Origin of the sequence: Streptomyces sp. NPDC056503 (genome assembly GCF_042794995.1) — a bacterium.
In the GTDB taxonomy this organism is placed as follows: domain Bacteria; phylum Actinomycetota; class Actinomycetes; order Streptomycetales; family Streptomycetaceae; genus Streptomyces.
In genome coordinates this window covers 31768-45266 of sequence record NZ_JBHTST010000007.1, presented here as the reverse complement: position 1 = coordinate 45266, position 13499 = coordinate 31768, and the positions used below count along the sequence as shown (strand labels likewise).

Annotated in this window: 8 protein-coding genes; 5 read left to right on the top strand and 3 right to left on the bottom strand. The window is 70.6% G+C overall.

From position 1 onward, the window contains the following. Positions 1-38: 38 nt before the first annotated feature. A complete protein-coding gene (locus tag ACFQ8C_RS03610) occupies positions 39-1070 on the top strand; it encodes an alanine racemase (protein WP_383451889.1) in 1032 nt (343 codons plus the stop codon). Between the two features lie 33 nt (positions 1071-1103). Here the strand turns inward: ACFQ8C_RS03610 and ACFQ8C_RS03605 are convergent, their stop codons facing one another. Next, a complete protein-coding gene (locus ACFQ8C_RS03605) occupies positions 1104-2639 on the bottom strand; it encodes a glycosyltransferase family 87 protein (protein ID WP_383451887.1) in 1536 nt (511 codons plus the stop codon). 316 nt (positions 2640-2955) lie between these two features. Then, positions 2956-5808, bottom strand: a complete 2853-nt coding sequence (locus tag ACFQ8C_RS03600) for a transglycosylase domain-containing protein (RefSeq protein WP_383451885.1) — start codon at positions 5806-5808, stop codon at positions 2956-2958. Between the two features lie 382 nt (positions 5809-6190). Here ACFQ8C_RS03600 and ACFQ8C_RS03595 point away from each other — a divergent pair, with 382 nt between their 5' ends. From ACFQ8C_RS03595 to ACFQ8C_RS03585, 3 genes are all read left to right on the top strand, one after another. After that, on the top strand, positions 6191-6865 hold the full coding sequence (locus ACFQ8C_RS03595; protein ID WP_383451883.1) for a helix-turn-helix transcriptional regulator: 675 nt from the start codon (positions 6191-6193) through the stop codon (positions 6863-6865). 48 nt (positions 6866-6913) lie between these two features. After that, the gene (locus ACFQ8C_RS03590; protein ID WP_376483768.1) at positions 6914-7996 is read left to right on the top strand and encodes an inositol-3-phosphate synthase; all 1083 of its coding nucleotides are present in this window, start codon (positions 6914-6916) and stop codon (positions 7994-7996) included. A gap of 84 nt (positions 7997-8080) precedes the next feature. Continuing rightward, positions 8081-9340, top strand: a complete 1260-nt coding sequence (locus tag ACFQ8C_RS03585) for an MFS transporter (protein WP_383451880.1) — start codon at positions 8081-8083, stop codon at positions 9338-9340. 53 nt (positions 9341-9393) lie between these two features. Here ACFQ8C_RS03585 and ACFQ8C_RS03580 read toward each other — a convergent pair whose 3' ends face one another. Continuing rightward, positions 9394-10836 carry a CCA tRNA nucleotidyltransferase gene (locus ACFQ8C_RS03580; protein ID WP_383451878.1) on the bottom strand — a complete coding sequence of 481 codons (1443 nt, stop codon included), beginning with the start codon at positions 10834-10836 and terminating at the stop codon, positions 9394-9396. Between the two features lie 236 nt (positions 10837-11072). Here ACFQ8C_RS03580 and ACFQ8C_RS03575 point away from each other — a divergent pair, with 236 nt between their 5' ends. Further along, positions 11073-13490, top strand: a complete 2418-nt coding sequence (locus ACFQ8C_RS03575) for a DUF6049 family protein (protein ID WP_383451876.1) — start codon at positions 11073-11075, stop codon at positions 13488-13490. Positions 13491-13499 lie beyond the last annotated feature (9 nt).

Genomic DNA, 13499 nt, shown 5'->3' with positions numbered 1-13499 from the left:
CCCCCCACCGCAGCCATCAGAAAGGTTCCGGGCCGGCCATGGCGCTCTCCCTCTACGTCGACACCGCTCGCTGGCGGGCGCACCAGAAGACCGTGATCGACCAGTTCCCGGGTCTGATCCCGGTCTGCAAGGGCAACGGCTACGGCTTCGGCCACGAGCGCCTCGCCGAGGAGGCGGCCCGCTTCGGCGCCGACATGCTCGCGGTGGGGACCACGTACGAGGCCGCGAGGATCAAGGACTGGTTCGGCGGCGACCTGCTGGTCCTCACCCCGTTCCGGCGGGGCGAGGAGCCGGTGCCGCTGCCGGACCGGGTCATCCGCTCCGTCTCCTCCGTGGACGGCGTGCACGCCCTGGTCGGCGCCCGGGTCGTCATCGAGGTCATGAGCTCGATGAAGCGGCACGGCGTCCGCGAGGAGGAGCTCGCGATGCTGGCCTCCGCGATCGAGGACGTACGGCTGGAGGGCTTCGCCCTGCACCTGCCGCTGGACCGCCCGGACGGCACGGACGCCGTCGAGGAGGTCATCGCCTGGATGGACCGGCTGCGCGCCGCCCGGCTGCCGCTGCACACCATGTTCGTGAGCCACCTGCGGGCCGAGGAGCAGGCCCGGCTCCAGCAGCAGTTCCCGCAGACCCGCTTCCGGGCCCGGATCGGGACCCGGCTCTGGCTGGGCGACCACGAGGCCACCGAGTACCGCGGTTCGGTCCTGGACGTCACCCGGGTCGCCAAGGGCGACCGCTTCGGCTATCGCCAGCAGAAGGCCGCCTCGGACGGCTGGCTGGTCGTGGTCGCCGGCGGCACCTCGCACGGCGTGGGCCTGGAGGCCCCGAAGGCGATGCACGGCGTGATGCCGCGCGCCAAGGGCGTGGCCCGGGCCGGTCTGGCCACGGTCAACAGGAACCTGTCGCCGTTCGTCTGGGCGGGCAAGCAGCGGTGGTTCGCCGAGCCTCCGCACATGCAGGTGTCGATCCTCTTCGTGCCGGCCGACGCCCAGGAGCCGCAGGTCGGCGACGAGCTGGTGGCGCACCTGCGCCACACCACGACGCAGTTCGACCGGCTCGTCGAGCGCTGAGCCCCGGGCCGGCCGTACGGTCGCGCCCCGCGGTCACCCCCGGGAGCCCTCGGCCCCGGGGGTTCCCCATGTCACGAGGAGTTCCTGCTCGCCGGCCTCGGGCACGGGGGCCGCGTGCCGGGCCGGCCGGGCGGCCCTGCCCACCACGAACACGTCCTCGGCACCGTCCAGGACGCCGCCCGAGGGGTCGTCGGCGCCGTCCCTGCGGACCGGGTCCTTCTCCGGCGCCAGGATGTCCCGTACGACCACGGCGCACAGGTACAGCGTGCCGAGCAAGTGCAGCACGATCGCGAAGTGGTAGCCGTCCAGCGGCAGTCCCTGCTTGTTGCCGCTGCCGGTGAACGCGAGGTACATCCAGATCCCGAGGTAGTACAGGACCTCGCAGGACTGCCAGATCAGGAAGTCGCGCCAGCGCGGCCGGGCGAGCGCGGCGAGCGGCACCAGCCAGAGCACGTACTGCGGCGAGTAGACCTTGTTCGTGAGGACGAACGCGGCGACCATCAGGAACGCCAGCTGGGCCAGCCGGGGGCGGCGGGGCGCGGTGAAGGCCAGCCAGGCGAGCCCTCCCGCGGCCAGCAGCAGGAGCAGGAGCGCGTACAGGTTGGCCCGCTCGGGCGGGATGGTCTCCCCGGCGCGCTGGCTGACGAGCAGCCAGACCGAGCCGAAGTCCACGTTCCGGTCGCGGCTGAAGAGGTAGAACTGCTTCCAGCCCTCGGGCGCGAGGAGCATCACCGGCAGGTTCACCACCAGCCAGGAGCCCATCGCGCCGAGCAGCGCGGTGCCGAAGGCGCGCATCCTCCCGGCCCGCCGGCAGAGCAGCAGCAGCGGCCACAGCAGCAGCACCGGGTAGAACTTGGCGGCGACGGCGAGGCCCAGCAGGATGCCGGCGGCGAGCGGCCGGGAGCGGGCCCACATCAGGATCGCGGCGGCGGTCAGCGCCACCGCCAGCAGGTCCCAGTTGATGGTGGCGGTGAGGGCCACGGCGGGCGCCAGGGCGACCAGCAGACCGTCCCAGGGGCGGTTGCGGTGCGTCCGGGCCACACAGACCGCGAGGACGGCCGCGCAGACCATCAGCAGGCCGGAGTTGACCAGCCAGTACGCCTGCTCGCGGGCCTGGAGGTCCCCGCCGGGCGTCAGCCAGGCCGCGACCTCCATGAAGAGCCCCGTCAGGACGGGGTACTCCAGGAACGGTATGTCGCCGGCGAGCCGGTCGAAGTAGGGCACCAGGCCCTCGGAGAAGCCGCGCCCGGCGAAGAGGTGCGGGATGTCCGAGTAGCAGGCGTGGGTGTACTGGGAGGTGGTGCCGCGGAACCAGGCCCAGTTGTAGCAGGGCAGCTTCTGCACCATGCCGAGGGCGAACATGCCGATGGCCACGAGCGCGATCACCCGCACCGGGGTGAACTGACCGCCCGCGGGCCCGCTGCCGGGCAGGGCGCGGCGGCCGTAGCGCCCGCCGATGAGCTCGCTGCCGGCGGCGGCCACCTCGTCCCGCCGGGTGGGGGCGACGACGGGGGCGGCGACGACGGGGGCGGCGTCGGGGGGGCCGTTCGTCTTCTTCAGGCTCGGCATGGGGGACATCCTGCCGTACGCCCCTGGGAATCCGGTCGCGACCGGGACGGGAATCCGGCTCGCGCCCGGGGCGGGGATCCGGATGCTGCCGGGACGGGGATCCGGCTCCTGCCCGGGACGGGGTTCCGGCTCCTGCCCGGGGTGGGGATCCGGCTGCTCCCCGGAGCGGGGATCCGGCGGGCCTGTGCGGGAGTCATGGGGCGGTCGACGCGGAGGGCCGCCGCGCTCCGTCCCGTACAGCGTGTGTACGGGACGGGCGCGACGGCCCTCGCCTCGCCGGTCGCCCGGCTGTCTGCCGGTCGCCCGGCCGATCGCCTCAGTCGAAGAGGCTGCCGCTTCCGGTGGACCCGTCGGTCGGATCGGTGCCGCCGTTGCCGCCGTTGCCGTTGCCCCCGTTTCCGGGACCGCCCGGATCCGTCGTCGTGTTCGTCGGTGTCGGGTCCGAGGAGCCGCTCGGTGTCGGTTGGGTCGTCCCGCCGGTCCCGCCGTTCGAGTCGCCGCAGTTCCAGCTGTCCCAGATGCTGCAGGTGGTCTTGCCGGGCTTCGGCTCCTTGGTGGTCGGACGTCCGCCGTTGGTGGGCGTCGCCGGGGGAGTCGTCGTCGGAGCGGTGGTGGCCGTCTCGGTCGGCGTCGCCGTCTCGGTCGGGGTCGGGGTGGCCGTCGGGGTGGGCGTGGCGCCACCGCCGTAGACCGCCTCGGCGTCCGCGAGCTTCTCCGGCTTGGGGAACTTCTCGACGGGCAGGTCGGCGACCGCGTCCGTCATGTAGTCGTTCCAGATGCGGGACGGGAAGGACGAACCGTGGATCGCCTTCTGGCCACCCGTGCCGTACATCTCCAGGAACTCGCGGCCTTCCTTGGTCTCGTCGTCGTCGAAGCGGTACATGTCGATCGCCGTCGCGAGCTGCGGGGTGTAGCCGACGAACCAGGCCGACATGTTGTCGTCGGTGGTACCGGTCTTGCCGGCCACGTCACGGCCGGGGATGGCGGCGTTGTTGCCGGTGCCGTCCTTGTCCTCGACGACGCTGCGGAGCACGTCGGTGACGTTGGAGGAGATGGCCGAGGAGAACGCCTGCTTGGAGGCCCCCTCGTGCTTGAAGATGACCTGGCCGCCCTTGACCACCTTGGTGACCGAGTACGGCTCGTTGCGCACGCCCTCGTTGGCGAAGGTGGAGTAGGCGCCGGCCATCCGGATCGCGCTCGGGCTGGAGATGCCGAGCGAGAAGGACGGGACCTCGCCCTTGACCAGGGAGTCGGGGCGCAGACCGGCGTCGACGGCCGCCTGGCGCACCTTGTCGATGCCGACGTCCATGCCCAGCTGCACGAAGGGGGAGTTGGCGGAGACGATCATCGCCCGGCGCAGGCTGATGTTGCCGTAGCTCTGGTTGCCCTCGTTGTTCTGCTTCCACTCCTCCCCGTTCTCGTTGTGCCAGATGTCGCCCTTGTAGGTGCGGACCTTGAGGTCGTCCTTGCCGTTGTAGCGGCTCTTGTCGGGGTCGAGCAGGGTGCGCGTGGAGGCGTCCTGCTGCGCGGGCCCCTCCGGGTCGCGCACGCCGTCCTTCATCGCGGCGGCGAGCACGAAGGGCTTGAACGTCGAACCGACCTGGGCACCGGTGGTGTCGGCGTTGTTGGTGTAGTGCTTGGTCGCGTCCTGGCCGCCGTAGATCGCGATGATGGCGCCGGTCTTGACGTCGACGGAGGCGCCGCCGAACTCGACGTGGGTGTCGTCCTCCGGACGCTTCTTCTCGTCGATGTACTCGTCGTAGACCTTCTTGACCGAGTCCGACATCGCCTGCACCTTCTTCTTGTCGAAGGTGGTGTGGATCTCGTATCCGCCGAGGTTCAGGGCCTCTTCGCTGATGTCGTACTTGCTGCGGAAGTTGGCCTTGGCGGTGGCGACCAGGTAGCCGATCTGGCCGCTCAGCTGCGCGTCCTGCTTGGGCTTCCGGATCTTCGGCAGGGCCGTGTACTTCGCCCGCTCCTCCGCCGTGATCTTCCCGTCCTTGACCATCTCGTCGAGGATCCAGGACCAGCGCTCGGTGAGGCGCACCAGGTTCTTCTGGGGGGTGGCGTTGGGGTCGACCTCGGGGTAACCCGCCGGGTCGTAGTACGTCGCGCCCTTGAGCACGGAGGCGAGGACCGCCGACTCGGAGGCGTTGAGCTTCTTGGCGTCCTTGTCGAAGTACGCGCGGGCGGCTGCCTGGATGCCGTAGGCGTTGCGGCCGTAGTAGGCGGTGTTGAGGTAGCCGGACAGGATGTCGCTCTTCTCGACCTCGTTGCCGACCTTGATGGAGATGAAGAGTTCCTTCACCTTCCGGGACAGGGTCTGCGACTGGTCGTTGAGCAGGCCGTTCTTCACGTACTGCTGGGTGATGGTCGAGCCACCCTGGGTCTCGCCGCCCTTCGCCATGTTCCAGACGGCGCGGCCGATACCCATGGGGTCGACGCCCCAGTCGTCCCGGAAGGTCTTGTTCTCGGCCGAGATCACGGCCTCCTGCATGACCGTCGGGATCTGCTCGATGCCGACGATCTGGCGGTTCTGGCCCGCGCCGGTGGCGACCATGCGGCTGCCGTCCGACCAGTAGTAGATGTTGTTCTGGGAGGTCGCGGTCTCGTCCACCTTCGGGACGACCACCTGCGAGTACGCGATGACAGAGGCGCCCATGAGGAGCGCCGCGAAGAACAGGAACGTACCCGTGACGAGCTTCCAGGACGGCATCCAGCGACGCCAGCCGTCCTTGTCGTGCCGCGGGTAGTCGATCAGCCGCTTCTTGCCCGGCGGACGACCGCCCGGGCCTCCGCCGCGTCCTCCACCGCCGCCCCCTCCGCCGCGGCGTCCGCCGCCGCCGCCGGCGGGACCGTTCGGTCCTCCGGGGCCGGCCGCGGGCGCGCGTCGGCGGCCGCCGCGCTGGGCGGCCCGCCGGGCCTCCGCGCGGCCGCCGTAGGGACGTGCCTCCTCCCCGTGGGAGGAGGGGGACCCGTGGGACCCGGACGACCCGTACGAATCGGACGACCCGTAAGGGGCCGGCGATCCGTACGGGGGAGTCCCGGTACCGGGGTCATGGGCCGGGGCCGACCTGCGGCCCGTCGGCTGCTGGGCGGCGCGTCGTGCCGCCGCGCGGCCGCCCGTCGGCGGCTCCTGCGACGGCATCCTGCGACGGTGCTCGCTCATCGAACGACTACTCCTCGGGCAGGCGCGTACGCCTGGAAGCGGCAGTTGAGTTCCGGTCCCCCCGAAATGCGTACGACCGGAGCCCATCGGAGGCCCCTTTCGTACCGCAGCCGGTCACCCGCTGCACTGACGCCCCAGCGCGGCTCCTGGTTCCCGGTGGTGTGCATGCCGCACAGACTACGCACGGCCAAAACCCCTCTTGCGCCGGAGTTCACCCCAAATCAGGCAAGTCGAACGCTGTGAATTGACGATGTGACGCCGGTCACGGCCTGTCCACTTGTCGGACCTCTCGGGCCGTTCTATCGTGCTGATGTATCGAGTCGATACATCAGCACGGCATAAGGTGTTCCGAGGACGGACCGCAGGGCGGAGGAGGCGACGGATGAGCAGACGCTCCGGCATCCTCGAATTCGCCGTTCTCGGTCTGCTGCGCGAAGCCCCGATGCACGGATACGAGCTGCGCAAGCGCCTCAACACCTCGCTCGGCATCTTCCGGGCGTTCAGCTACGGGACGCTCTACCCCTGCCTCAAGACGCTGGTCGCCAACGGCTGGTTGATCGAAGAGCCGGGCAGCGCCCCCGAGGAGGCCCTCGCCTCGTCACTCGCAGGACGCCGGGCCAAGATCGTCTACCGGTTGACGCCGGAAGGTAAGGAGCACTTCGAGGAGCTGCTCTCCCACACGGGCCCCGATGCCTGGGAGGACGAGCACTTCGCCGCCCGCTTCGCGTTCTTCGGCCAGACCGAGCGCGAGGTACGGATGCGGGTCCTCGAAGGCCGCCGCAGCCGGCTGGAGGAGCGCTTGGAGAAGATGCGCGCCTCGCTGGCCCGGACGCGCGAGCGACTCGACGACTACACGCTTGAGCTCCAGCGCCACGGAATGGAGTCCGTGGAGCGCGAAGTGCGCTGGCTGAACGAGCTCATCGAGAGCGAGCGGGCGGGCCGCGACCAGCGGCCCGACACCGACGCTCCGCAGGACAACGATTCTGGAAAGACGGGCGGCCTGCCCCGGCACGGGGGCAGTACCCGGCCGGATCCGTCCGATGACACCGCCAAGTGAAACCCTGCGCCAGCAGGGCTTCCACGAAACACACAGGGAGCAACCGGAATGGGTTCGGTTCGCGTAGCCATCGTCGGCGTGGGCAACTGCGCCGCCTCGCTGGTGCAGGGCGTCGAGTACTACAAGGACGCCGACCCGGCGACCAAGGTGCCCGGCCTGATGCACGTCCAGTTCGGCGACTACCACGTCGGTGACGTCGAGTTCGTCGCCGCCTTCGACGTCGACGCGAAGAAGGTCGGCCTGGACCTCTCTGACGCCATCGGCGCCAGCGAGAACAACACCATCAAGATCTGCGACGTCCCGAACGCGGGCGTCACGGTTCAGCGTGGCCACACCCTCGACGGCCTGGGCAAGTACTACCGCCAGACCATCGAGGAGTCCGCCGAGGCCCCGGTCGACGTCGTCCAGATCCTCAAGGACCGCCAGGTCGACGTCCTCGTCTGCTACCTGCCCGTCGGCTCCGAGGCCGCTGCGAAGTTCTACGCGCAGTGCGCCATCGACGCCAAGGTCGCCTTCGTCAACGCCCTCCCGGTCTTCATCGCCGGCACCAAGGAGTGGGCCGACAAGTTCACCGAGGCCGGTGTCCCGATCGTCGGCGACGACATCAAGTCCCAGGTGGGCGCGACCATCACGCACCGCGTGATGGCCAAGCTCTTCGAGGACCGCGGCGTCCGTCTCGAGCGCACCATGCAGCTCAACGTCGGCGGCAACATGGACTTCAAGAACATGCTCGAGCGCGAGCGCCTGGAGTCCAAGAAGATCTCCAAGACCCAGGCCGTCACCTCGCAGATCCCCGACCGCGAGCTGGGCGAGAAGAACGTCCACATCGGCCCGTCGGACTACGTGGCCTGGCTGGACGACCGCAAGTGGGCGTACGTGCGCCTCGAGGGCCGCGCCTTCGGCGACGTCCCGCTGAACCTCGAGTACAAGCTCGAGGTGTGGGACTCCCCGAACTCCGCGGGTGTCATCATCGACGCCCTGCGCGCCGCGAAGATTGCCAAGGACCGCGGCATCGGCGGCCCGATCCTCTCCGCGTCCTCGTACTTCATGAAGTCCCCTCCGGTGCAGTACTTCGACGACGAGGCCCTGGCCAACGTCGAGAAGTTCATCAAGGGCGAGGTCGAGCGCTGACCTCACGAGGTCCGATGCGTTTCACCTGACGAGGGTCCCCGCGGCACTGCCCGGGGACCCTCGCCGTATGTGAGTCTTGCTGCCATGTCCGTCGCACGTGATCTGCGCGTACTGGTGCGTCTGCGCGACTTCCGGCGCCTGCTCACCGTCCGGCTGCTCTCCCAGTGCGCGGACGGGGTCTACCAGGTCGCCCTGGCCACGTATGTGGTCTTCTCCCCCGAGAAACAGGCCACCCCCGCCGCCATCGCCTCCGCGATGGCCGTGCTGCTGCTCCCGTACTCCCTCGTCGGACCCTTCGCCGGCGTCCTGCTGGACCGCTGGCAGCGCCGCCAGGTCTTCCTCTACGGGAACCTGCTCCGCGCCCTCCTCGCGGGCGGGACCGCCGTGCTGATCCTCGCCTCGGTCCCCGACTGGCTCTTCTACGCCTCCGCCCTCTCCGTCACGGCCGTCAACCGCTTCGTCCTCGCGGGGCTCTCCGCCGCCCTGCCGCGGGTCGTCGACGAGGAACGGCTCGTCGTGGCCAACTCGGTCTCACCCACCGCGGGCACCCTCGCCGCCACCCTCGGCGGCGGACTCGCCTTCGGCGTCCGGCTGCTCGCCGACGACTCGGACGCGGCCGTGGTCGCCCTCGGCGCCGTGCTGTACCTCTGCGCCGCCCTCGCCTCGCTGCGGATCGCCCGGGGGCTCCTCGGCCCCGACCCGGACCAGGTGCCGGACCGGCTCTCCACGGCACTCGCCTCCACCGCCCGGGGCCTCGCCGCCGGCCTTCGCCACCTCGCCGAACGCCGCCAGGCCGCCCGGGCGCTCATTGCCGTCGGGCTGATGCGCTTCTGCTACGGCGCGCTGCTCGTGACCGTGCTGATGCTCGCCCGGTACGCCTGGAGCACCACCGAATCCGAGGGGCTCGGGCTCCTGGGGATCGCCGTCGCCGCCTCGGGCGCCGGCTTCTTCGCCGCCGCCGTCCTCTCGCCCTGGGCGGTGGGACGGTTCGGGCCCTTCGGCTGGATGATCCTCTGCTCGGCCGCTGCCGCCGTCCTCGTCCCCGCGCTCGCCCTGTCCTTCAGGCCCGCGCCGTTCCTCGTCGCCGCCTTCGTCCTGGGGCTCATCACCCAGGGAGCGAAGATCGCGACCGACACCGTGGTGCAGACGAGCGTGGACGACGCCTACCGCGGGCGGGTCTTCTCCCTCTACGACGTGCTCTTCAACGTCGCCTTCGTGGCGTCGGCCGGGGTCGCCGCGCTGATGCTGCCGCCCGACGGCCGCTCTCCGCTGCTGATCCTGCTGGTGGCCGTCGGGTACGCGGGCATCGCACTGCTCCTGCGCGGCGGACGGGACGCCAGGTGATGTTTCACGTGAAACAGCGAAGGCGCCGTTTCACGTGAAACATGGGCGCGAGGTCAGTCGCGCGCCGCCCACCACTCCTTGAGCGCGGCGACGGCCTGCTCGTACTCCATCGGGCCGTTCTCCAGGCGCAGCTCCAGCAGGAACTTGTAGGCCTGTCCGACGGCGGGACCCGGATTGATCTCCAGGATCTGCTGGATCTGGTTGCCGTCCAGGTCGGGGCGGATCGAGTCCAGCTCCTCCTGCTCCTGGAGCTGGCCGATGCGCTCCTCCAGGCCGTCGTAGGCGCGGGAGAGCGCGGACGCCTTGCGCTTGTTGCGCGTGGTGCAGTCCGAGCGGGTCAGCTTGTGGAGGCGCGAGAGCAGCGGGCCGGCATCGCGGACGTAGCGGCGCACGGCCGAGTCGGTCCACTCGCCCGTTCCGTACCCGTGGAAGCGCAGGTGCAGCTCCACGAGCCGCGAGACCTCCTTGACCAGCTCGTTCGAGTACTTCAGCGCGATCATGCGCTTCTTGGTCATCTTCGCGCCCACCACCTCGTGGTGGTGGAAGGAGACCCGGCCGTCCTTCTCGAAGCGGCGGGTGCGCGGCTTGCCGATGTCGTGGAGGAGCGCGGCAAGCCGGAGCACCAGGTCCGGGCCGTCCTCCTCCAGGTCGATCGCCTGGTCGAGGACGGTCAGGGAGTGCTCGTACACGTCCTTGTGCCGGTGGTGCTCGTCACTCTCCAGCCGCAGCGCGGGCAGCTCCGGGAGGACGTGCGCCGCGAGGCCGGTCTCGACGAGCAGACCGAGGCCCTTCCGCGGGTTGGCGGAGAGCAGCAGCTTGTTCAGCTCGTCCCGGACGCGCTCGGCGGAGACGATCTCCAGCCGGTCGGCCATCTCCGTCATCGCGGTGACGACCTCGGGGGCGACCTCGAAGTCGAGCTGGGCCGCGAAGCGGGCCGCCCGCATCATGCGCAGCGGGTCGTCCGAGAAGGACTCCTCGGGCGTGCCGGGGGTGCGCAGAACCCGGGCGGCGAGGTCCTCCAGGCCGCCGTGCGGGTCGATGAACTCCTTCTCGGGGAGGGCCACGGCCATCGCGTTGACGGTGAAGTCGCGGCGGACCAGGTCCTCGTCGATGGAGTCGCCGTAGGAGACCTCGGGCTTGCGGGAGGTCCGGTCGTACGCCTCGGAGCGGTACGTCGTGACCTCGATCTGGTAGCCGTCCTTCTGCGAGCCGACGGTGCCGAAGGCGATCCCGACCTCCCAGACGGCGTCGGCCCAGGGGCGGACGATCTTCAGGACGTCCTCGGGGCGGGCGTCCGTGGTGAAGTCCAGGTCGTTGCCGAGCCTGCCGAGAAGGGCGTCCCGTACCGAGCCGCCGACCAGGGCCAGGCGGAATCCGGCCTCCTGGAAGCGGCGGGCGAGGTCGTCGGCGACAGGGGCCACGCGCAGCAGTTCGCTGAGGGCGCGGTGCTGCACCTGGCTCAGTTCGGTCGAGGTGTCTTCGTTGGCGTTCGGCACAACAGAAAAGGGTACGTGCCCCGCTCCGCCCCGACGCCCCCGTTTTTCCCGTGCCCGCTCCCGTCCCGGCAGGAGTCGTCTGTGGGGTTCCTGTGAAAACGGCCCCCTTCGGCGTCATCGGCTGGAGGACTCCCCGGCACTCGGCCCCTTCATGCCTCGTTACCATGCCTGGACACAGCAACCGGGAACCACTGGCATCACGGGCACCACCGACAACGACGAGGACGGGCGAACGCGTGGCTGAGGCGGCAGCTTTCCAGGGAACCGGTCCCTCACCTGCCCGCCGATGGCTGCGGCGCACGCTCACCGTCGCCGTCGGGGCACCCCTCCTCGCCGGTCTGCTCCAGGTCCCCTCGGCTCCGCCGGCCCAGGCCGCCGAGGAGACCCCGGTCTCCCGGACGGTCGATGTGGCGATCGACACGCTGACGCCGAGCGCCCCGGTCGAAGGCGACACCGTCACCGTCACCGGCACCCTGACCAACCGCGGCAAGCGGGTCATCACCGACGCGACGGTGAACCTGCGGGTCGGCCCGCGGATGGACAGCCGCAGCGAGATCGACCAGGTCGCCCGGCGGAAGGGCTTCCGCTCCGACAGCGACCCGCAGCCGATGGACGCCCCCGAGATCAAGGTCCCGCGCCTGGCCGCCGGCGTCCCCCAGGACTTCCGGATCTCCGTGCCGGTCTCCGAGCTGGACCTCGACGACGAGGGCGGCGTCTACCAGCTGGGCGTCTCGATCACCGGGCAGACCTCGGACGCGCGGTGGGACCGCGTCCTCGGCATCGAGCGGACCTTCCTGCCGTACCAGCCCGAGCCGACCGCCAAGCGCACCCAGCTCACCTACCTCTGGCCGCTGATCTCCTCGGCCCACGTCTCGGCCGACACCGCCTCGGACGACCAGCAGAGCCCCGTCTTCCAGGACGACGACCTGGCCGAGGAGCTGCGCCCCGGCGGCCGCCTCGACGAGATGGTCACCCTGGGCAAGGACCTCCCGGTCACCTGGGTGATCGACCCGGACCTGCTGGCCTCGGTCGACGCCATGGCCAACGGCTACCGGGTCAAGGACGGCACCGGGCACACCCCCGGCACCGAGGCGAACCGCAAGCTGGCCGAGCGCTGGCTCGGCATGCTGGAGAACGCGGTGCAGGGCCGCAAGGTCGTCGCGCTGCCCTTCGCCGACCCCGACCTCGCCTCCCTCGCCCACCGGGGCAAGGCCGTCCCCGGCTCGCTCCAGCACCTCCAGTCGGCGACCGCGCTGGCCGGGTCGACCGTGGAGACGATCCTCCACGTCCAGCCGTCCACCGACTTCGCCTGGCCCGTCGAAGGCGCCGTCGACCCCTCGATCATGGCGGTCGCGACCTCGGCCGGCGCCCGCAAGGTGATCGCCCGCAGCGACAGCATCCAGGACGACGACCTCTCCTACACCCCCACGGCGGCCCGTCCCATCGGCGGCGGCACCACGGCGGTGGTGAGCGACGCGGAGCTGTCGACCGCCTTCCAGGGCGACATGGTCCGGGCCGAGACGTCGACGCTCGCCGTCCAGGAGTTCCTGGCGCAGACCCTCGCGATCACCCTGGAGCAGCCGCAGGACCGGCGCAGCGTCGTGGTCGCCCCGCAGCGTCAGCCGAGCGTGTCCCAGGCCCAGGCGATGGCGGCCGCCGTACGCGGACTCGGCGCCAAGCGCTGGACCGAGCCGCTCGACCTGGTCGCCGCCGCGGCGGCCAAGCCCGACCCCGACGCCTCCACGACGGTGCCACGCGCCTCGCGGTACCCGAAGAAGCTCCGCGACAACGAGCTGCCGGTGGACGCCTTCCGCGACATGAAGACCACGGGCGACGCGCTGGACGACTTCAAGGTCATCCTCAGTAAGGCGGACCGGGTCGTGCCTCCGCTGCTCACCGCGATCAACCGCGAGATGTCCACCTCCTGGCGCGGCCGGACGACCGAGGCGGCGATCTACCGGGTCGACGTCCAGGACGTCCTCCAGCGCCTCACCAAGAGCGTGATGCTCGTCGACAAGTCCGACCTGACCCTGTCGGGGCGCAGCGCCACCATCCCCGTCACGGTGCAGAACAAGCTCCTCCAGGACGTGAAGGGGCTCGTCCTGAGGCTGACCTCCAGCAACGGGACCCGGCTGAAGGTCGACGGCGAGACCTCGGCGGACCTGCCCATCACGGTCCGCGCCGGGCACAGCCAGTCGGTGAAGTTCCCGGCCTCGGCCAACGCCAACGGCCAGGTCTCGATGACCGCCCAGCTGTACACGGTGGACGGCACGCCCTACGGCTCCTCGATGACCTTCTCCGTGAAGGTCTCCGAGATGACCCCGACGGTGATGCTGGTCATCGCCGGCGGTGTGCTGCTCCTCGTCCTCGCCGGCGTCCGCATGTACAGCCAGCGCAAGCGCCTCGCCGCCCGCGCCGCCGAAGCCGAGACCGAGGCCGAAGCCGAAGCCGAAGCCGAAGCCGACGCTCAGGCCGGAACCGAGGACGGAACCGAGGCCGAGGCTCATGCTCGGGCGGTCGACGAAGCCGGCACCGCGGGCGACACGGCCGGGGGTGACACCGGGGACGGAGCCGGGCACCCGAGTGACCCGGACACGGACACCGGCACCGAAAGCGGCGACCCGTCGGGCCCGGGTGAGAAAGTGGACCGTTGAGCGATGTCG

What these genes read in the sequence shown, in the direction of transcription:
- ACFQ8C_RS03610 (WP_383451889.1), top strand. Translation starts at nt 39, where the DNA reads ATGGCGCTCTCCCTCTACGTCGACACCGCTCGCTGGCGGGCGCACCAG.
- ACFQ8C_RS03605 (WP_383451887.1), bottom strand. Translation starts at nt 2,639, where the DNA reads ATGCCGAGCCTGAAGAAGACGAACGGCCCCCCCGACGCCGCCCCCGTC.
- ACFQ8C_RS03600 (WP_383451885.1), bottom strand. Translation starts at nt 5,808, where the DNA reads ATGAGCGAGCACCGTCGCAGGATGCCGTCGCAGGAGCCGCCGACGGGC.
- ACFQ8C_RS03595 (WP_383451883.1), top strand. Translation starts at nt 6,191, where the DNA reads ATGAGCAGACGCTCCGGCATCCTCGAATTCGCCGTTCTCGGTCTGCTG.
- ACFQ8C_RS03590 (WP_376483768.1), top strand. Translation starts at nt 6,914, where the DNA reads ATGGGTTCGGTTCGCGTAGCCATCGTCGGCGTGGGCAACTGCGCCGCC.
- ACFQ8C_RS03585 (WP_383451880.1), top strand. Translation starts at nt 8,081, where the DNA reads ATGTCCGTCGCACGTGATCTGCGCGTACTGGTGCGTCTGCGCGACTTC.